The organism is Providencia sp. 21OH12SH02B-Prov (assembly GCF_027362595.1).
Taxonomy (GTDB): domain Bacteria; phylum Pseudomonadota; class Gammaproteobacteria; order Enterobacterales; family Enterobacteriaceae; genus Providencia; species Providencia zhejiangensis.
Genome location: NZ_CP114796.1, coordinates 3,442,095 through 3,465,266, shown reverse-complemented (window position 1 = coordinate 3,465,266; position 23,172 = coordinate 3,442,095). Strand labels below are relative to the sequence as shown.

7 protein-coding genes and 1 pseudogene are annotated in these 23,172 nt (G+C 30.7%); all 8 read left to right on the top strand.

The window, feature by feature from the left end; genetic code table 11:
• Positions 1–64 precede the first annotated feature (64 nt).
• Positions 65–3,409: an amino acid adenylation domain-containing protein gene (locus O7C57_RS16120; protein WP_269723340.1), complete on the top strand. Its 3,345-nt coding sequence runs from the start codon at positions 65–67 to the stop codon at positions 3,407–3,409.
• Positions 3,406–4,560, top strand: a pseudogene (locus tag O7C57_RS16115) (condensation domain-containing protein). Before O7C57_RS16120 ends, O7C57_RS16115 begins: the two are co-directional and overlap by 4 nt.
• A 45-nt stretch (positions 4,561–4,605) precedes the next feature.
• On the top strand, positions 4,606–12,489 hold the full coding sequence (locus tag O7C57_RS16110) for a condensation domain-containing protein (RefSeq protein ID WP_269723339.1): 7,884 nt from the start codon (positions 4,606–4,608) through the stop codon (positions 12,487–12,489).
• Between the two features lie 85 nt (positions 12,490–12,574).
• On the top strand, positions 12,575–15,601 hold the full coding sequence (locus O7C57_RS16105; RefSeq protein WP_269723338.1) for a beta-ketoacyl synthase N-terminal-like domain-containing protein: 3,027 nt from the start codon (positions 12,575–12,577) through the stop codon (positions 15,599–15,601).
• Positions 15,602–15,645: 44 nt separating this feature from the next.
• The gene (locus O7C57_RS16100; protein WP_154635567.1) at positions 15,646–15,867 is read left to right on the top strand and encodes a phosphopantetheine-binding protein; all 222 of its coding nucleotides are present in this window, start codon (positions 15,646–15,648) and stop codon (positions 15,865–15,867) included.
• 34 nt (positions 15,868–15,901) lie between these two features.
• Positions 15,902–17,494 carry a (2,3-dihydroxybenzoyl)adenylate synthase gene (locus O7C57_RS16095; protein ID WP_269723337.1) on the top strand — a complete coding sequence of 531 codons (1,593 nt, stop codon included), beginning with the start codon at positions 15,902–15,904 and terminating at the stop codon, positions 17,492–17,494.
• 55 nt (positions 17,495–17,549) lie between these two features.
• Positions 17,550–18,794, top strand: coding sequence for a condensation domain-containing protein (locus O7C57_RS16090; RefSeq protein ID WP_269723336.1), 1,245 nt, complete (start codon positions 17,550–17,552; stop codon positions 18,792–18,794).
• Between the two features lie 56 nt (positions 18,795–18,850).
• Positions 18,851–23,167 (top strand): non-ribosomal peptide synthetase, encoded by a 4,317-nt coding sequence (locus O7C57_RS16085; protein WP_269723335.1) that lies wholly within the window; start codon positions 18,851–18,853, stop codon positions 23,165–23,167.
• The last annotated feature ends 5 nt before the right edge of the window (positions 23,168–23,172 follow it).

Sequence of the window (23,172 nt, the reverse complement as noted above, 5' to 3'; positions counted from 1 at the left end):
CCATAAAATAAATTCTTATTTTCATAAATCACACATTACTGTCAACTCTATAAGGTTAATATAGATGGATTACCGTTCAGATTCTAGGGATACCTTTCCTATGTCTGATATGCAAACAGCATATTGGATGAGTATAACTGATTATACACAAAAGAATAATTCAAGAATCCAATACTATTGTGAGTATAATCTAACAGAATTGAATTTAGAAAAATTTAAGCAGTCATGGGACAAGGTGTTAGAAAGGCATGACATGCTTAGTGCTGTAGCACTAAATAATGGACAGCAAACAATAATAAAATACCCTAAAGAAATTCACTATATTGATATTAGAGATTTAAAAAAGGATGAGGAAATAAATTATTATATATCATTAAGAAATGAAGTTTCACATAAGAAATTTAATTGTTGTGAAGGCCCACAGTATAATATTTATTTAATTGAGGATGATGAGTTCACAAAATTCATACTGCATTTAAATATGTGGGCTATAGATGCTTACAGTGTGAATATTATACTTTCAGATTTGGCTAGGTTTTATTTTTCAGAAGAGAATATGGCTAATATTAGCTATAACTATAAAAGTTATCTACAAGACTTTTATTCTAAAAAAGAAGATATTGTTGATAACGAGATTTTAGATTACTGGTATAGCCGCCTAGGTCACACAAGTTTCCCACCTAACTTACCTATCAAAACCATTCAAAATAATAAAGGTCAAATTAATAACTTTTCACAATTAGAAAAAAAACTTAGTAATAAAGATGTCGATATTCTAAAAAAAAGAGCACGCGAGCTTAATACCAATATAGACATTTTGTTACTAAGTATTTTTTGTGAAGTCATTAATTATTGGAATGACTCAAATAAATTTTGTATAAATATTCCCACATTTTCACGGCCATTTTATAATAAAGAAATAAATGATATAGCTGGAGAGTTCTCATCATATCTAATATTAAATCTAGACCTTCCTACAGGAACAGCCTTTAAAGATAGAGTTAATTATATACATAAACAGTATATTGATGACTTAAATTTTTCCCAAGTGTCGAGTAATAAAATATTAAGACATATATCACAAAGAAATAATCAGTCATCTATCAACATATATCCCGTCGTATTTACATTGAGTCATGGGCTAGATAAATTAAGAGATGATATTAAATACAAGTTATTTGGTGATTTAAAATATGATATATCACATACACCAAATGTAAAGTTAGACTGTCGGCATGAGTTTTATCAAGGTGCATTGACCATTAAATGGGATTACGATAAAAATCATTATGCCGATAATTGCATAGAGAGCATGTTCGAAATATTTATTAATCTAGTCACCGCTATTATTAGTGATACTTATGAAGAATATATCCATAAAGAAAATGTTGTCGATCTCCCGATTAAACAAAAAGAAAAAAGATATGAAATAAATAATAATAGAGTAGGCTATTCAAGTAATTCTATTTTTAGACAATTTTCAGAAATGATGGAAAGCTCATCATGTCAAGATGAGAATGCACTTATTTGTGAAACAAAAAAAATCACCTACCAAGAAATGTACAAACAAGTATGTGTATTAGGTGGATATTTAAGTAAACTGATTAATCAAAACAAAAATAGTAAAAAGATAATTGCAATATTATTACCAAAAAGTTGCGAGCAGATAATTTGTGTTTGGGGAATATTAGCTTCAGGGTGTACATATCTACCATTAGATCTTGAGCAGCCTAAAAGTCGAGTTTTTGATATCTTAGAAGATGCAAAACCAGACCTCATTATTATAAATAATGAAACAGAAAACTTAATAAGTCAGAGTATAAATATAAAAACTTTCAATATCGAAAAAAATAAAATGGTTATTGAAAGTGAGTATATACCATTGGCAGAAACACTACCGGGCTATTCTGTATCAGAAGAAGATCTTATTTATATCATGTATACATCTGGTACTACAGGTGTGCCCAAAGGGGTAATGGTAAATAATAAAGGCGTTAATAATGCGATAGATTACTCTATAAAAAAACTAATAAATTTTTCTGAAAGGCCGATCGTATTAGGGGTATCAGCATTACATCACGATATGTCAGTATTTGATACATTGGCAACTTTTATACAAAAAGGTGTACTAATACTACCTAAAGAAAATAAAAGAAAAGACCCTGAAGAGTGGTCTAATATTATAAAAAAATATAACGTTAACTATATTGTTTCCGTTCCCGCGATTATTGATATGCTATTTACCTGGTGTGAATTTAAAGGATATACATTAGATAGCATAAAAAATATTATAATGGGAGGGGATTGGATACCGACTAATATTCTAAAAAGAATAGAGAAATATTGCTCAACTAATGTTGTTGCATATAGTGTAGGTGGTCCTACAGAAACAACTATGTGGAATATCACAAACAGAATTAAAGATGAAGAGAGCTGGTTAAGTGTACCATACGGATATCCAATTCAAAACTGCTCGTATTATATATTAAATAAGCAATTGATAGAAGTTCCTGATTGGGTTATCGGTGAAATGTATTGTGGAGGAGTGTCATTGGCACAAGGCTACATGAATGATCCCAAACGTACAGCAGAAAAGTTTATTATTCACCCAATAACGAAAGAAAGACTATACAATACCGGTGACCTCGGGCTATATCATCCAGATGGCAGAATAGAATTTATAGGAAGAAAGGATGGGCAGGTAAAAATAAAAGGAGTCAGAGTTGAATGTGGGGAAGTACAGAAAAAACTGGAAGAGTTTATCGAAGTTAGCCGAGCTATTGTCTATTTATATAAAGGAAGTTTGACGGCGGCATTAGTATTGCGTCCTAATATCCCGAAAATCAATGATAATGAACTATATCAACGTAGCAAAGAAGTATTGCCAGTAAGTATGTTACCTTCATTATGGATTCAGTTGTATGAGTTGCCGTTAACTAAGAATCAAAAAGTAGATTATCAAAAGTTAACTTTCATCACCGAAGATTATTTAAAGTCAGCGAAGGGGAAGTTAAAAAATAAAGATGAAAGCATGAAAACAAAACAAGAAGTCATGCTCTGTGAGATTTGGGAAGGATTGTTAAATAAAAAAATAGAAAATAAAAATGATAGTTTCTTTTCACTTGGTGGAGATTCGTTATTATTAATAAGTCTTTCAACAGAAATATTTAATCACTTCTCTGTCCAAATACCTTTCGCTAAATTATTAATGAATCTAAAAATAGATGAACAAATTCACTTAATCAAAGAATTGCAAAGCGAAACGAATGATAAAAATAAAATAGCACATATAGATTTAAGTGAATATCCATTACTTCCCAACCAAGAAGACATATGGTTGGCAGAAAAATTGTCATCGGGAAAAATCAAGTTCAGAATTGTTTTTGGGTTAAAATCTAATAAAAAATAGAAGAACATACACTTAAAAATGCGTTAGAATACTTAAGAAGTCATCATATTGCGCTTTCACTACTCTTTTCTCTAACGTCTAAGGGATTGAGCCAATATGTTGATAAAAACAAACCTTTACCAATTTATTATGAGAAGGTTATTGATGAATCATCTTTAATAAGTAAAATTCGAGAAATTGAAAATAGTGAATTCGATTTGTTTAATGAATATGCTTGGCGAGTACATCTGATTCCTTTATCTAATGGAAAACAAATTTATCTTTTTAATTTCCATCATATTATTTTTGATGGATGGTCTGTAAAACTGTTTTTTAATGAACTTGAAAATGTCTACAATAATATTAACAAAGTGATAAAGCTTGATATAAATTATGTTGATTACGTTTATTGGAAGAAAAATAAGCTATTATAAGAAGAGAATGAAAATATTAAATATTGGGAAGGTGTCATTAAGGATGGTGTGCACTTAATTGAGGTGAACAATCAGGATAAACCTGAGTCAATGATAGAGGAATCAACAATACCCAAAGATATTTCTGAGTTATTAAATAAGTTTTGCCACCAGAAAAATACGACTCCATTTATTGTGTTATTTAGTATCTTTCAATTAACTCTTGCTAGCATATACCAAAAAGAAAATTTCTTTGTAGGCATTTCTGATTCGGGAAGGGACCATCCGGATACAGAGTCTATGTTAGGACTTTTTATACATAATCCTATATTTAAAGTGAGTGGAGTCTCAAGAATATCCCTTAATGATATGGTTAAAAAAGTACAAGAAGACTATTCAGATGTCATTAAGTATCCAATGCCATCACTTTCTAAGATTATAAAAACATTAGGGGGGATAGGAAGAAGAAATGGATTCAATGATTTCTGTCAAGCATGCTTTATCATGCAACCAAATTATAGTGACGAACTATTTTTTGGTGATGCTAAAATGGAAAAACTAAATATCGTGAGTAATGAAGTAAGATTAATTTATGAAATGTCGTGTTGGCAGGGTAAAAGCAATGAACTTACTGTAATGTTAAATTACGATAAAACAAAATCAACCTCCCATGAAGCAAAAAAATTATTAGCTACCTATGTATTAAATATCCAAAAGCTACTTGTAAATCCTGATAGTACTACTGTGTGGATTAAATAAATATTAACTCATCAAATTGTGTTACTCCATAAAGGGGATAAACGGATGTCATACTTATATACTAAAACAGAAAAAATAATATCAGAATTGTGGGAAGAATTAGAGGTAGCGAATAATGATAGAGAAAACAACTTTTTTGCCAGCGGTGGTGATTCAATTTCACTCATCAGATTAAGCATTCTCATAAAAGAGAGATTTGGTGTTGATGTTGGAATTAGTGAGTTATTACAGTATCCATTATTGCATGAAATGGCTAATTATATAGATTTACAGATAAAAACAATTATACCCGAATGTCATAAGCAAATATTCAATAAAGATTCTGTAATACCATTAAGCTCATCACAAAGAGGTATTTGGTACCAAATGGAATTAGATTCAGAGAAAGAAAATAAACATTTTAATATTCCATTAGTGTTTAGAGTTTTAGGAATAGTAGATATCACTAGATTGAACTATAGCTTGAAAGAAATAATTAAAAGGCATAGAGTAATAAACTCATCTATTAGCGATACTAATGGCTATCCAGGTATCGTACTGAAAGAGAATGAGATAAAAATAAGCGTTATTGATGTTTCCGAACTTAGCAATAATGAAAAAGAAGAAAAGTTCAGTGAAATAAAATTCAAAGAACAAAATAAAGTCATAGACATAAAATCTGGTCCTCTATTTTTTGTGTCAATAATAAAGTATTCTGAAGAACTTTATTATATGTTTATAACAAGCCATCATATGATATTTGATGGTGTTTCATATGATATTTTATTAAAAGAATTAATTGAGATTTATCAAGGAAATCAATTAGAAGATCTAAAGTTAGATTATTTAGACTATGCTATCTGGGAAAATAGTGATGAATATCAATCTTACTTAGAGGATGGATTAACTTACTGGCAGTTAAGACTAGATAGCTTTAGGCCAATGGAGTTACCATATAAATATATAACATCATCAACTGAAAAAGATAATTCATCACTATTTTTTGACTTAACGGCTGAGCAAGTGAGTGAATTAAACGTGTTAGCTAGAAAGCATAACACAACATTATATACAGTATTTGTAGTCGCATTGCAGATTGTTTTAAATGAATTTAAAACAACAGGTGATATCGCTTTTGGTACCTATGTTTCTAATCGTCATTTAGCTGAATTTAACAGTGTCATTGGTAACTTTGTAAATCCTTTATTATTAAGATTTGATTATAATGAAGAACACACTATCTCTAATGCGTTAATAGCAACGCATGAACAAATAACACAGGACTTTATCAGACAACATATTCCATTTGAATCAATAGTGAAAAAAATGAATCCTGACAGAAAAAAAGGTGAACACTCACTATTTGAGTTTACTTTTATTTATAATAATTCTATTTTTGAAGGTAAATATGAAAATGAATACTTATCAATTGAGTCTTGTAACCATCAACTTGAAGAGCTTGAAACGAATAGAACAGATATCGAGTTTTGGGTAAGGCCCAACTTAAAATCTGGAGGCTTTCAGTGTGAATTAAATATACAGGTTAATAAAGTTAATAAACGATTTGCAAAAATACTCTTAGAGAGTATAAATCATATTTTAATTAATTTTATAGAGCAACACAGTGACACTACTTTAAATGAGTTAGCACTTTTTCCTAGCTCATATGAATATTCTGAATTACATAGTGCTGCCTATGAATTTAATAACTATCCATTAACTCAGTTAATTAGAGATAATGCAAGTAAAAGTCCCAACAAGATAGCTATTGTTGATGGTGATATCGAGTATAGTTACGCTTACCTTGAGGAGAAAAGTAATTGTATTGCGAGAGGTTTAAATGAATTGAAATCTACGCCTTCTCCTATCATTGGTGTACTTTTACCTTATGGGATAGATTTGGTCATCAGTTGTTTATCGATATTAAAATGTGGTGGTATTATATTTTTATTAGATATTAATGAATCGTCGGAGAGAATTGAAAGTATATTAGATGAATCTGAGTGTAAATTTATTATTACCAATAGTGATTTATTAGACGATATTAATAATGATACGCCTTGCTTATTAATCAATGAGTTGCTTTCAAATTGTAATAGAAATGCAGAAGAAGCCTTTAATATTAAAGAAACATTGGTTACATATATGATACATACATCAGGCTCTTCAGGTAACGCTAAATTATTATTAAACAAACGATATGGTTTGCTTAATAGAATATATTGGTTTAATGAACTTAACCCATTTTATGATGATAAGTTTTTATTGAAAACATCGGTTAGTTTCGTTGATTTTTATGCTGAACTCTTTTTGCCTTTAGTCTTGGGGAAAATTCTATATATTGCTAATGATGATACAAGAAGACACCCAGAAGATTTAATTGCTTATATCATTAAGAATAACATTAATAATATTACATTAACGCCGTCAGTTATTTTGGAAATGTATAGAGTACTGCAAGAAAACAATATTTATATAATGGCAATAAGGAAACTTATTTCTAGTGGTGAAGTACTTAGCTTAAATGTTGTAAATAAAATTAAAAAATACATTCCTAAAGCTAAGATTTTTAATATATACGGTTCTTCAGAAATGAGTGCCGATTTAACCTGCTATAATGTTATTGAGAATGAAAAAAATGAAATTATTCCGGCAGGTAAGCTTGTTTTTAATAGTAAAGCTATGATTATTAATAAAAAAGAAAAGCCTATAGCTAAAGGGTTAGTTGGAGAATTGTGGGTAACAGGCAGTATTTTATGTGACGGATACTTAAAAGCTAATGCTAAACAAAGAGATAATTTTTTTTATAATAATGATGAGTTATGGTATAAAACGGGGGATTACGCATATTTGAATAGTAAAAATGAACTCGTTGTTATAGGCCGCAAAGATGATAGGAAGAAAGTTCGTGGTATTTTGATTGATTTGAAAGAAATTGATCGTGTTCTATTATCATGTGATGGTGTTAGGCAATGTTTATCTTCAATAGTAACAGATTCTAACGATGAAAAAATATTAGCTGTTTTACTGGAATTATCAGATGGACGGGATAAAGAATATGTTTACGCTCAATTAAATAAAAAACTACCAAAAACACATATTCCTAGTTTAATGGTATCAATAAATAAAATTCCCACTTTACTTGGCGGCAAGATAGATAAAATAGCATGTACTACAATATTACAAGATTCACGTTACAAAAATGAGTTAACAGCAAAAGATATTATTCCTGAAACTCTAATAGAACAAGAATTAGAGCAGATATGGAAATCGCTATTAGGATTTGATGGCAGAATAAGTATAGATCAGAACTTTTTTAGATTAGGCGGTCATTCATTATTAGCAAGTAGATTGTTAAGTATTGTTAGAACAAAATTCAGTATAGATATAAATTTATCAGATATATTTGATTTTCCGACAATAAAAGGGATAGCAAGCTTAATATCTGAAAGCGAAAAGGATAGTGTCAATATCGATAAGATTCACTCTGAAAATAATCTATATGACTTATCATTTAATCAGCAAAGGCTATTCTACTTGCAAAGTATAGAACCTAAATCTATTAGCTATAATATGACTTTTTCATTAACTATGATAGGTCATGTTGATTTATCAAAATTGACTTTCTCATTAAATGAGCTAATTAATAGGCACGATGCGTTGAGAAGTCGTTTTATTGAAGTTGTTGATGATAAAGGTATTAGTGAATTTAAAGTTTTCGTTAATGACTCTGGATATATTTTTCCTATTTATAAAGTTGTAGGACAGCGTGATTTTGAGCAGGCAATAAAAGATGAACTGTATGAACAGCATCATATCCCTTTTGATTTATCACAATCACCATTAATGCGAGTCACGTTAATAGACACTAAACAGGAAAAAAGTGCAATTGTCATTTGTATGCACCATATTATAGCAGATGGATGGTCTATCGCTATTTTGTTTAAGGAGCTAAGTGAGTTATATAATGGAAAAATCTTAAAATCATTACCTTACCGTCATGTTGATTATGCTAATTGGTTAAATAATAGGATTAGCGAGGATAGTCGAAAATCAACTTTAAAAAAATTCTGGAAAAATCACCTTCAGAATGATAAAGGCGGCAAGCTTTTTAATAAAGATATAAGTAGTGACCGTAATATCTCTAAAGTAGTTAGAAGACGTTGTTCATTAAATATTAATGAAATAATAGATTCGAATTATAAAAATTTAAATATTGATCCTTATGATATTATACTGACGACTTTTGCTTGTGTACTGGCAGTCTGGAAAAACGTTAATCATTATTTTATTGGTACGGTTTCCGCTGGGCGACACCTACATTCAGAAAGCGAAAATATTCTTGGTTTTTTAGCTAATACTATTCCAGTTAAAATTGATATAGATCCGAATCTAGGATTTAATGAGATATTATTATCTTTAGTCTCTGAAAGAAGAAACTTATTAAAGTATCAAGATCTACCTTTTGATGAAATTGTGAATAGTGCAAGCACAAGAAAAATGGGAGATGGAATATCTTCTTTAATGCAAGTTATGTGTGTTCACCAAAATATAGATTATAGGGATTTAGATATACAAGGTGTTGATACTCATGTTGAAGCTTATTTAGGTGAAAGTGAAGCTAAGTTTGAATTGGTTTTACAAACAGCTCAGATAGATAGTCGCACTTTAGATATTCTTGTCGAATATAATGATTCATTTTTTAAAGAATATGAAGTCGTTAAGCTAATTGATATGTTGTTAATGTTACTGAATAGCATTTCTAAAAATGAAAAATTGATAGATATTAAATTAAATAAAAGAAATGCAGCATATCAAAAGACAGGGGATATTGATATACCTAAATGCTTTCCTAAAACATTACCTGAATTTCTCAAATTAACGGCTAAAAATCACTCAACAAACGGAATTACTATTATTGATGACTACGGCACGACTTTTATATCGTATAATGAATTATATGAAAAAAGTGTTCAGTTTGCTAAAAAACTAAATAATTCAGGACTTAAAAGTGGTGATGTTATTATTTTAATACCTGAAAAATATAATGAATATTTTTGCTTATTGTGGGGAGCTATATTAGCTAGAATTATTCCTATCACGGTTGCTAAACCACTTGATTTTGAAAGTGATGATAATTGCTATAAATTAATAGATGCTTGTAGACTATTTGATTACTCGCCGATAGTCACTAATGGTGAATTGGTGAGTGAAATGACAACGCTATGCCAAAGACATAAGAAGATTAAATTTTTAAATATTCAGTTATCTGCTCAGAATAAAGATTTTAAATTAATAGAACCATTACCTGAAGATACAGCATTCTATCAACTGACGTCTGGGAGCACCGGAAAATCTAAAGCGATTAATCAACGTCATGAAGCGTTAGCTTCATACGTATTTTTAAGTGGCCATGCTCGTGACTACAATGAGAAGAATATTTTATTAAACTGGCTACCAATGGATCATATCGGTCCTCTTTGGTTATATCATATGAGAGCCGTTTGCGTTGGTAGCAACCAAATCCATATCTCAACGCCACTAATCCTAGAGAAACCATTGTTATGGTTAGAATTGATATCAAAATATCAAGTGACTCATAGCTGGGCACCGAATTTTGCATATAAGCTCGTTATAAATGAGATGAATAAATCTTTTGATTCTAATTTATCTATTGATCTTTCTAGTTTGAAGGAGCTAGTCACTGGGGGGGAAATGGTTTCTGGGCTAACACTGAAAAGTTTTAGTCAATTGCTTAAGCCATTGGGATTAAATTCAGGTGTGTTAACTCCAAGCTTCGGGATGGCTGAAAGTTGTACATGTATTACGTATGGACATGAAGATGATCCTGAAATATCAATTAACTGTCTCAATTTTAATGAGCAGCATAGTATTCAGGCTGGCTCAAGCTTATTTACATCTTTGGGAAAGGTCATTCCGGGTGTAGAAATAAGAATTGTTGATGATACAAATAGTGTATTAGAGGAATTTCAGGTAGGCCATTACCAAATCAGAGGCCCAAATGTGACGAATGGTTATTATAAGCAGAAAGATTTAAACAACTCTGTATTTACTGAAGATGGTTGGTTTGATAGCGGTGATAATGGCTTTATTGCAAACGGTAATTTGTATCTTGTTGGGCGAACAAAAGAAATGTTAATAGCTAATGGTAAAAATTATTTTTGCCACGAGATTGAAGAACAGTTGGAACAAATAAAAGGAATTGAAAGTACTTATATTGCAGCATTTAGCATAAAAAAAGATGATCAAGAAGAGATAGTTGTCTGTTATGTTCCTAATGGCCGAGTGGCAGTAGATGTCATTAATACTGAAATCTCACAGTTATTATTTAAGAGTATAGGATTATATATCAACAAAATTATACCTCTTCAGAAGCGTTTCTTTCTGAAAACAACAAGTGGAAAGATTCAAAGAGCCAAAATGGCTCAAAAATATGTTGATGGCGAGCTAACAGCAATTACTCAATCTAATTCTGATAGTCTAAATCTAATTAATTTAGATTGGGTTGTCACTGAGCATACAGAAAATCTACAAAATATGAAATGGTTATCGGTAGGTGATGCTATTGATACACATAAAAATATTAAGAATATACCTTTGAGTGAATTGCAAAAATCATTAGAAACGAATAGTTATAACGGTATTATATTTGGAAGAACTATATGTGAAAATGAAGGTGACTTACTTGAATTTATTGATTTAATTATTAATGAAAATACGCTAAAAGATATCACTCTATGTTGTGTTACTGATAACGAGCAAATGGCAGGGTTAATCTACGGTTTATTAACGAGTATATCGTCTGAGAGTTCACTAAAACATAATATTGTAATACAAAAAAAATCTTCATTAGATTTGATTTTTCCTAAAAACTTAGATTCTGGTTGGTATAAGCAAAGGCATCAATATCAGTTAGAAAAGTTAACTGATATTAATGTTGGGAATATCAGAAATATATCAAATATAAAAAATACTGAACCTGATGATTATGTGGTAATCACAGGCGCAGGTGGCGCTATTGCTCAGTTAATTATAAAAGAGATAATGCCTCTGTATAAGAATATAATCCTTATCGGCAGAAGTGATGAACCTGAGTACGTAATTAAGAATAGAGATAAATTAACTTGGATTAAAACAGATTGTAGTGATTTGAAAAGTTTAATAGTAACATTTAAATCTTTTTTACATAAAAAGCCACCTAAATATGTATATCACTTAGCCGGTATTTTTGAACCTTCTTTTTTAAAAGAGATTTCTGTAGAAAAGCTTAATAAATCAAGAATACCTAAGGTGTTTGCAATAGAAAATCTACGCAAAACAATGTCTATTTTGTATCCCACGTCTTGTAAAAATATACAGTTTAAACTTTTTGGCTCAGTGGCGGTATTCAAAAGCTCTCCAATGCTAGGACCTTATATTGCTGCTAATAGCGAGTTATTAGGGTATGCCCAAGATAAAAGAAATAATGGTTATTCTATGTCATGGATTGGTTGGAGTGCTTGGAAAGGGATAGGAATGGGGAAAGGACAAGATAGAGACCTTTTACATGAAATAGGCCTACAGTTAGTTGATAAAACAGAGGGAATTAATGTATTAATGTCAATTAAAGATCAAAATAAAGATTTTTTAATTGGCATAAGTAATAGATCTAGTTTAGAAGAGGTAGCCATTAGTCCTTCAGTTAATGAAGAGAGAAGTATCGACAATACTTTGGCTAGTTTAATAAAGTCTATTCTATCTATAGATGATGTTAACATTAATGATAATTTCTTTGAGTTGGGGTTAACCTCAATCGATCTAACAAGACTTCATCGCTCTATAAATAACACTCTTAATATCAATATTAGCTTAGTTGATATATTACAGTTTTCAACTCTCCGTAAACTTTCAACGCATATTATCCAATTAATAGCTGAAAATGATGCATAAATAAATCTTGTTTAAGTTAATACATGATTAATTTAAATGATAATGCAATGAATCGTTTATGCGTAATAATTATTAAGGAAAAAAGATGAAATATAGCAGCAATGATATTGCGATAGTTTCAATGGCAGGGAGATACCCAAATAATATTAAGGTTCCTGAGCTGTGGGAGCTTCTACTTAATGGTGGCACTACTATATCTGATATCGCTATCGAAGAGTTAGCGAAATCAGAACATGCTGATGTGTGCCACGATATAAGTTACGTCGCAAAATGTGGAATGCTACATGAAAAAGACATGTTTGATGCTGATTTATTCAAAATGAATAGATTAGAAGCAATGTTAACAGATCCACAGCAGCGCTTATTTATGACGTGCTGTTTAGAAGCATTAGATTTAGCTGGGCTGCCATATCCTACAGCATCAGGATTTAAAACGGGCGTCTTTGCTACAAGCACGATCAATACATATTTAATTCTGAATATCTTTAAGTCTAACGAGTTTCTGAGTCGAGATAAAATGCAAATTTTGTTGGCAAACGAAAAAGATTTTATATCTTCTAGGGTCGCTTACAAATTAAACCTAACTGGTCCTGCTATCACAATTCAGTCTGCATGTTCTAGCTCTTTAGTCGCAATACATGAAGCGTGTGGCTATTTAAGAAGGGGAGAAATCGATTTTGCACTTGCCGGGGGAGCATCGCTCCCCACGGTGAGCAAGACGGGGTATCTATTTACACCCGGTGGAGCTGTATCTTCTGATGGTCAATGCAAAGTCTTTGATGAAAAGGCAGATGGCACAATATTTACCGATGGCGTTGGGGTGATTACCTTATGCCGTTTATCGGATGCTATCGCACATGGATTTAATATTTATGCGGTTATTAAAGGAAGTGCGATAAATAATAATGGCAACGATAGCTTGAATATAGCAGCTCCAAGCATACATGGACAATCCGAGGTGATCAAAGCTGCTTTTAAAGCCGCTAAAGTTAACCCAGATGATATTGATTTTATTGAAGCGCATGGCACAGGAACATATCTTGGTGACCCTATTGAGGTTAAAGCGTTAAGTACGGCTTTTGCTACAACGAAAAGGCAGTATTGTGCTTTAGGCTCCATAAAATCAAATGTAGGGCATACGGATACAACAAGTGGGGTTACGGGGATAATTAAAGCGGCTTTAGCGATAAAAAATAGAATATTACCGGCGACTATAAATTATACTAAAGCTAATCCTCAACTGGATATAGCCAATACCCCATTCTTTATTTGTGATAATAATTACCAGTTTAAAGCAGAAAAAGAAATTTTATATGGAGGAGTTAGCTCTTTTGGTTTTGGGGGAACGAATGCACATGCTATTTTAGCTTCAGCACCAAAGGATTACCTTCCAAATGAGTTAGTTATATCTAAGACAAAATGCAAACATAAATTGCTGTTATGGTCAGACCGTAGTGAAAGCGCATTAAGGGAATACGTCAACAAAACGATAAACTCTTTTAAGAGGTATAATGATAGTGAGCTCAATGCAATAGCGTATACATTAGGGCTATGCCGACATGAATATGCTTATCGAACATATGCAGTCACAGACTCAATACAAGCGACTCATTATGCCCCTGAAATGACATACCATAGAAAAGCGCTTGAAAAAAATAAGGTTGTATTTTTGTTTCCTGGACAAGGCACTGATTTTGTTGATGTATACACAACATTATATGAGGAGAATGAATTATTTAGGAATAGTGTTGATACGCTTAGCCAGAAGTTTGAACCTTATTTGGGGGAAGATATTCGTAAGATCCTATTTCCAAGCGAGGATATAAGAGATGAAGCTTTGGAGAAAAGTATTCAAACTAAATGGGCTCAGCCAGCACTGTTTATTATTTCAACAAGTTTAAGTCAGGTTCTGCAATCTTATGAGATAACTCCTGATTATCTGATGGGGCACAGTTTAGGTGAGCTATCAGCTGCGTATATTGCGGGAGCCTTTAATGAGGATGATGCTGTCAAATGTATTGCCACTAGGGCGTTATTAATGAATGACACCCCCGAAGGAATGATGCTGGTCATATTTTCTAATCATGAAATCTTTCATATCTTCCCAGAAGAAATCAAAAATAAGTTAGATATTGCAGCTATTAATAGTCCAACACAATTTGTGATCTCAGGTAAAGCTGATGATATTAATATGGCGATAAGCTATTTGAATGAGCTTGAAATAAAAAGTAAACCGTTAGATGTCAAAAAAGGCTTTCATAGCAAATTAATGAATAACATTATCGATAAGTGGAAAGAATATTTATTACAAGTGAACTTCAAGAAAATGACTATTCCTATAGTATCAAATTTGACAGGTGAAATACTAACAAAGAATACATTAACTAATAGTGAATATTGGATAAAACATTTAAGAGAAACTGTTCATTTTTCAGATGGTATCAATAGCTTAACACAACATATATTAGAGAGAGAATGTGCTCCTATATTTATTGATTTATCAGCTAAGAACGCTTTAACGGCTATTTCATTGATGAATAACAAAGATATTTATACTGTTTCAGTATCGAATAGGGGCCATGGTGTTGAGCAAAAAAATATTTTAAATGCCCTTGGGGAAATATGGTCATTGGGGGTCAATGTGAATTTTTCGGATTTCATTCCAAAGAGCTATGTCGTAGAGCTACCTGTCGCTAATTTAGATTCTAAAAGTTATTGGATTGTTCCTGATAATACAGAAATAGAACCACAGCCCGCCAATTCGAGTAATAATAAATCAAAATTAATAAAATCAAGGGATGAGCTCGAAGAACTATCGCTAATGATCTGGAGAAAAGTCATTATAAATAATGACATTACTAAACAAGATGATTTTTTCTTATTAGGAGGCGATTCCCTCCAAGCATTAGAAATAACACGAGAGTATAAAAATCATGGTGTAATAGTAAACTTATCAGACATATTATCTTACTCTAACATAAAAGATTTAGTTGAGCATATTTATTTAAGTAAAGAAAAAAATGAAAAAGAACAGGAGCAGGATAAAGATATAAAAGATGTTATTGATACTGATGATATGTCAAATATATTTAAGCAGCTAAATTTAGATTGATGCTGTTTTATAGTGTGAATATTCTATCTTATATAAGGTAAATAATGGAAAATATTATCCGCAATTACTTAAAAGAATTATTAGATATCAATGTAGATGAAGTAAAAAATGACTCTAACTTGATAGAGTTTGGCCTCAATTCTTTAGCGTTGATGTTTATACTAGGAAAGTTGACTGAATTAACTAAGAAAAAATTTGAATATGCCGAGTTTGTTAGTAGTCCTACCATTAATGATTGGTTAAAAATAATTGAAAATCATAACTAATATTTAAATAGCTTATTAAGATGAAGGCTAATATATGAATACTATAATAGATGACCTACCATTTGTTTCGTATAGCCAATCAAGGATAGAAAGGTATAGGAAGAGAGGGTATTGGTTAGGTGAAACGTTAATCGACTTTTTAAAAAATTGTACTCGGAAATATGAAAATAATATTGCACTTGTTGACAATGATAGAGAGTTAACATATGCGGAGCTATTTAAATACTCATCTATATTTGGTAGCTATTTAATAAGGAAAGGGATACGTAAAGATGATTTTATTTTAGTACAATCACCTAATGTATTAGAGTACTTTATTATCGTTTTTGGCATTTTTTATGCAGGAGCCAGACCAATTTTTTGTCTGAATGGGTATGGAGAATACGAAGTTGAAAATATAATTAATACGAGTAATGCTATAGGATATATTAAATATTCAAATGAAAAGTCAAATGAATGCTCCCATATTCATTTCATGAATAAATGTAATAGCCTAAAATATGCAGAAGTCATTGACTCATCTTTAATTTCAAAATTAATGAGAGAAAAAAACAATGGTATATTAGATTATAACGACGTTAGTCCTGAATCAGTAGCATTTCTATTATTATCTGGAGGAACAACCGATATTCCCAAACTTATCCCACGTACACATGATGATTATTTATATTCAGTAAGAGAAAGCGCTAAAATATGTGGGTTAAATGAAAAAACAAAAATATTATTGGTGTTACCTGTTTCTCATAATTTTCCAATGAGTTCACCAGGTTTTCTTGGTGCTTTTTATGCAGGTGCAACGGTTTATTTAAGTGAGTCTTCGGCTCCTGAGATTTGTTTTCCTTTAATAGAAAAACATAAAATAAACCAAGTATCATTAGTGCCATCATTGGTTATTCTTTGGCTTAATTCAAGTTGTTATGATCAGTTTGATTTATCTAGCCTGAATATAGTACAAGTAGGAGGTGCGAAATTTTTACCAGAAATTGCTAGAGATTTTATCAATAAATTTAATGTAACATTACAACAAGTGTATGGAATGGCGGAAGGATTAGTTAACTATACACGATTAGATGATGACCTAGAAACAATACTATACACTCAAGGTAAAAAAATATCACAAGATGATAAAATATTAATTGTTAATGAGAATGGTGAAGAATTAAAATTAGGAGAAATAGGGCAAATTATTACTCAAGGACCTTATACAATAAATAGTTATTATAATTTACCTAGCGTTAATAAGATTTCTTTTACAGAAGATGGTTACTATAAAACTGGGGATATAGGATATCTCGATAGTAACTTAAATATTGTCGTCACGGGAAGATTAAAAGAAATCATTAATAAAGGGGGGGAGAAAATCTCACCAAGTGAAATTGAGTCATTACTTATAGACCATCCATCGATTAAAGATGTTTCTGTTGTTGGTATTCCAGATTATTTGCTGGGTGAAAAAATAAAAGCGTATATAATTACTTTTAGCGAAGAGATATTAACACTTCAGCAAATTAGAAGATATTTATTAGATAAAAGTGTTGTATGGCATAAGCTCCCAGATCAAATTGAAGTCGTTTCCTCATTTGAATATACCTTAGTTGGAAAGATAAATAAAAAAGCTATTCGTTAAGCCGTGTTTTTTGGTATGAAACGATAATATTAATAACAATACGGACCTTAATAAGATGGAAAGAAAATTAAATAAATTGCAAGTTGCATATGTATTGGGAAGGCAAAATTATTTGCCATTAGGCGGCGTTGCTATGCACGATTTTAGAGAATATCGAGGAGATGTGGATCTTGATGTTTTTAAAAATTGCTTAAGAGAGGTAGTAGAAAAGCATAATGCATTAAGAATCGTTATTGACCATAAAAAATTTTCACAGAAGGAAAGCACAGATTTAGATCTAAATTTAAAAATAATAGATTATCAAAATGATATAAAGACAGAGACATTATCAAATATAGAACAACTCAGAGAGCAGGTTTCTCATTATAAACATGAATCGAATAAATCACCTTGGGGGGTGTGGTTTATTCAATTAAATAAAAAGTTAGATGTTGATTATCATACTGTTATTTTATTTAGTTTCGATGGGTTAATTTTAGATGGTTATTCTATATCTTCAATTATAAATGAAATTATAATTTTATATAGAAAAAATAAAACCGGTATAGAGTCAGTTTCCCCTCAAGTTAGCAGTAATTTATTAGATTGTGATAACCTTTTTAAAGTTAAAGATATCGATAAAGAATATTGGCTAAAAAAGTTAGAAGGAATAAGTAAAATTAGCTTTCCATGGAAGACCAATTTAGAAGAAATTCCTAGTTCAAGATATAAAAGATCTAATATTGTAATTAAAAAAAATAGATGGGATGAGTTATCTGGCTACGCGAAAAAAAATGCTATTTTTCCTAACTCCTTAATAAACACTATAATTTTGAAATCATTATGCACATTAAGTGAACGTGAAGATATTTATGTGGGTCTACCTATCTCCTTTTCTCTTTACAATAAGGAGTTATCAAATTTATCAACAATCATTCCGCTATATTACAGAACTAATGATGATTCATTAGTCAATAATGCTAAAAATATACAATCTGACACCATGAATGGATTAAATCATGTCTCATATTCAGGGATAGAGATTGCTAGAGAGTTATGCAGTAAATTTAAAAATAGCATACCATTTCCTATCGTTATTACTAATGCCCTTTCTTGGAAAGTCGAACCATATGACTCAAGTTTTTATTACCATTCTGGATTAACGCAAACACCTCAAGTGGCATTAGATATAAGAATACAGCTCACTAATACGCGTAATTTATCGATAGATTTTGATTTTGCAGTTTCCGCTATATCAGAAAGTTTAATTAATGATTTAATGTTGTTAATAAATAAAGAAATAAAACTAATAACTAGTTAATTGATGGTGGTTTGTTCTATATAACACAATTTTAAAATCCTAGTGGAGTTATGATTATGCTTAATAAAGAAAAAAAACAAGATAATATACAGGAAATATTTATACCATCTCAAATGCAAAAAGCATTAATAAACTCTGCTATCACCGGTAGTAATCTGGAATTATATGTTGAACAGTCTCATTTAAGAGTTACAGGCAATTTTAAAATAGATTTATTCGAAGAATCATGGCGTTTATTAATAGAAAGACATGATTGTTTAAGATCTGCTTTTTTGTGGGAACAACTGAAAGATATTCATCAAGTTATTTTAAATAAATTCTCTTTTAAAGTTAATGTAAAAGATATAAAGGGATATTCACACTCAGAGAAAATGGATATAATCAATGATTATATAGAATATGATGCTAAAAAAGGTTTTGATTTTAAAGTCCCACCATTGATGCGAATAACTGTTTTTATATTAGGAGAAAACACATTTGATATCATATTAACAATTCATCATGCTATTATAGATGGATGGTCAATCCAAATACTAACTAAAGAATTTACAAAAATCTATCAAGCACTATCAAATGGAAGTTTCCTAGAATTGTCGGAACCTGTCAGTTTTAAAAAGTATATTAATTGGTATAGAAAGTTAGATTTCAATCAAGCCAATTTATTCTGGGATAAAAAAATCGCAATGCTTGAGCAGGTATCAAAATTTCCGCTATCTATGAAGCCTCAAACTATCACTAATCATGAAAAAATATTCGGGAAAAAGGTATTATATATTGAAGAGGAAGTTACAGAGGGAATATTGGCATTTTGTGCGCGATGTGGAATAACTGAAAATTCTTTTGTTTCAGCGACATGGTCAATACTGCTAAGTTTATTATGTTCCATTGATAAAGTTGTATTTGGAAGTGTGGTATCTCAAAGACCTATTGATTTGGTGAGAGGAAATGAAATCGTTGGTCCTCTAATTAACAGTATCCCAATCATTATTGGTGTAGATGATAGACAAAACATAACTGATTTTTTAAAGTATGTACAAAATGAATTAATGGAAAGCTATAGCTATTCTTATTTACCTATCAATGAGATTTTAGAAAAAGTAGGAAGAATAGAAAGTAATAATAAAATAGATCAAAAATTGTTTGACACAATTGTGAGTGTAGAAAAACACTTTAAAGATACCACTCAAAATAAAGGCAATCTTTTAGGTTTAGATTTTAAATTTATAGATCAGCCAACACGAGTTGATTTTCCTATCGTGTTCAAGTGTAATTTGTATAAACTGGAGCTAGTTTATTTTAGTCATTATTTAGCTGATGACTATGCAGATAATATAGTTTCGATATTTTTGAAATTAATGAGAGCTATAATATTAAGTCCTAACCTAACGATTAGGGAGTTATTGCAGGACTTATCCAATTCATATCCTAAGTTAAAAGGGGAGAATCTTCCTCATCAACTAAGCTTAAATCAAGAAATACATTTAAATGCTAAGTTAAATCCTTATAAAAACGCTATTTCTGATAAGTTTAACACATATACGTATTTGGCGCTTTCAGAGAAGATAAAAAGTATAGCGTATAAACTAGCTATTAAAAAAGGTGAAGTAATAGGCGTTTACCAGGAAAGAGGAATCGATTCATTTCTTAGTATGCTTGCTATTTTTGAGTGCGGAGGTTGCTATTTACCTTTAGATATATCTTATCCACCTGAAAGATTAAGATATATAGTCAAAGATTCTAAGATAGGAAGAATAATTACTACCAATAGTACTGATAGAATATTTGAAAATATTGAATATATTTTTATTAATGACCTAAAATTGGTTGATAGTTCTATCGAAAATAGAGAAATAGTATTGGATTTAGATAATTCTGATGTCGCCTATATTATCTATACATCTGGTTCTACAGGAACCCCTAAAGGGGCAATTAATACCTATCATGGTATGAGATCATTGGTTACAAGCTGTAAGAACATGATGAATAATCAGATGAAGTTTGCTCAAACGATGCAATTTTCATCAATAAACTTTGATGCATCAATCTTAGAGCTTGTTTTATCCGTCGTTAGTTGTAGCTGTTTAAATATTATCCCTGAAGAAAAAAGACAGGACTTAAGTCAACTAGTTAAGTATATAAATGATAAAAGAATACAATTTGCATTTTTACCTCCTATCATTATTACTCATCTCGATAAAAATGAACTCAATGAGTTAGATATGTTATTAACAGGTGGGGATGTTTGCCCTGTTAACTTTGCTAGTGATTGGATAACTGAACCCTCTAAATCATTCTATAACCTATATGGCCCTACTGAAGCCTCTATAATGGCGACATACAACCCAATTCATGAAACTAAAAATTCATTATCCTTAGGTTATCCTTTACCAAATACGGAAATTAAAATTATTGATAATGAGGGTAATCTTTTACCTGCGGGGGTTGTTGGAGAAATTTTAATCATAGGTGAAGGGGTTGGTTTAGGTTATCTACATAACCAAGATTTAACCTCTCGAAATTTTAAATATGGAGGTTATTGTACAGGAGACTTGGCATACTATGATTGTGATAATATGCTGTATTTTATGGGAAGAAATGATGAGCAAGTTCAAATTAGAGGTTTCAGAGTTGAGCTTGGAGAGATAGAAAATATTATTAGAAAAAGCTTTAATTTTCAAGATGCTGTTATTATTTCAGAAAATGTATTAAATAATACAAAACTCTATTTGTTTTTACTCTCTTCGGAGGGTAAAAACATAGATTTAAAAGAAATAAAACATGTTCTTAGGCCTATATTACCTAGCTATATGATCCCCAGTGAATTACACCTTATAGAAAATTGGCCAGTTACTATTAATAAAAAGATCGATCGTGCTAAATTAAAGGAAATGTATTGTACATCTAGAGTAAAACGTCAGACTTTATGTGATGGTAAAAAAACAGAGTTTGAAGAGGCCGTTATTAATGAAATCGCTGAAACTTTAAGAATTAATACTGATATCATTTCAAGTTTTGATGATTTTTTTGAAATAGGCGGAAATTCTTTAACTCTTACCACATTAATATTAAGGCTAAATAAAAAATTCAAGATGGATCTACCATTCCAACTTGTATATGACAATAGCCGTATAGGTGAACTCGCGAAGCGGATCGAAGAGCTAAACAATAGCGATATTAAAAATAATCAGCAGAACATAACTTCTGATTGTATTCTTGATGATTCGATAGCGACTAATCATTTATTGCCAATGGAAAATGTCAGTTCGCCTAAGAAAATATTATTAACAGGTAGTACGGGATTTGTCGGTGTTTACTTCATTAAGGAGCTTATTGAAAATACGTCCGCTGATATATATTGTTTAGTTAGAGGCGATGATGTTAATAATGCTACACGTAGAGTTCATGATAATCTGATTAACTATAATTTGTTCTCACAGAATGATCTAAAACGAATATTGATAGTCTTAGGGGATTTTTCAATATCAAACTTTGGAATAGAAGACAAATTATATAATAAATTATCTAAGGAAATTGATAGTATTATCCATTGTGGTGCGAATGTTAACTTAGCCAATACCTATTCTAGAATGTCGGGTGCAAATGTAAATGGTTCATTAAATATTATTAAATTTGCTACACATATTAAGTTAAAGCCTATACATCATATATCAACAGTTTCAGTGCTTGCTGGAATTATTGGGAAAGTTGATATTATCCATGAGTCTAAAATGCTATCCGAAGATATGTTACCGGAAAATGGCTATATTAGAAGTAAGTGGGCTTCTGAAAAAATGATGGATAATGCACGAAAAAAAGGTGTTCCTATAAACATTTATAGGCTACCAAGAGTATGGGGAGATTCATCTACAGGTCAATTAAATCCTAATGACTCTTTACTTATGCTTTTGTCTGCATCAATTGAAATTAAAAAATTCCCATTATTACCGGATGCATTTTTATCTTATATTATACCTGTAGACTATTGTGTAACAGCGATTAATATGATCAGTAAGGAAATTAAAGGGGTAGGCAAAAACTATCATGTTTTATATCCACAAAATATATCATTAAATAAGATAGTAAATAAAATAAGAGATAAGGGAATAGAGTTAAACGCTGTTCTAATGGAAGAGTGGTTGGATACATTAAAAAAGTATGCTAGTGAGATTAATAGTAGTATGGTTATTAAATCTGCGGCATCATTCTCTCTTGGGTTTATACATGACATTTTAAACTCTAAATTTACACAGTTGGATAATGGAAATGTTATTAATGATATTAAGTTAGAAGAAATAGAAATTTCTAATGATGTCTTTGATAAATATATTGAATTTTTAATTTATTTTTCGAAACGTAATCGTTCTTATAACTAAAAATA

Excerpts from the sequence above, each read along its gene's own strand:
- O7C57_RS16090 (WP_269723336.1), top strand. The coding sequence starts at position 17,550 with ATGGAAAGAAAATTAAATAAATTGCAAGTTGCATATGTATTGGGAAGG.
- O7C57_RS16095 (WP_269723337.1), top strand. The coding sequence starts at position 15,902 with ATGAATACTATAATAGATGACCTACCATTTGTTTCGTATAGCCAATCA.
- O7C57_RS16110 (WP_269723339.1), top strand. The coding sequence starts at position 4,606 with ATGTCATACTTATATACTAAAACAGAAAAAATAATATCAGAATTGTGG.
- O7C57_RS16100 (WP_154635567.1), top strand. The coding sequence starts at position 15,646 with ATGGAAAATATTATCCGCAATTACTTAAAAGAATTATTAGATATCAAT.
- O7C57_RS16120 (WP_269723340.1), top strand. The coding sequence starts at position 65 with ATGGATTACCGTTCAGATTCTAGGGATACCTTTCCTATGTCTGATATG.
- O7C57_RS16105 (WP_269723338.1), top strand. The coding sequence starts at position 12,575 with ATGAAATATAGCAGCAATGATATTGCGATAGTTTCAATGGCAGGGAGA.
- O7C57_RS16085 (WP_269723335.1), top strand. The coding sequence starts at position 18,851 with ATGCTTAATAAAGAAAAAAAACAAGATAATATACAGGAAATATTTATA.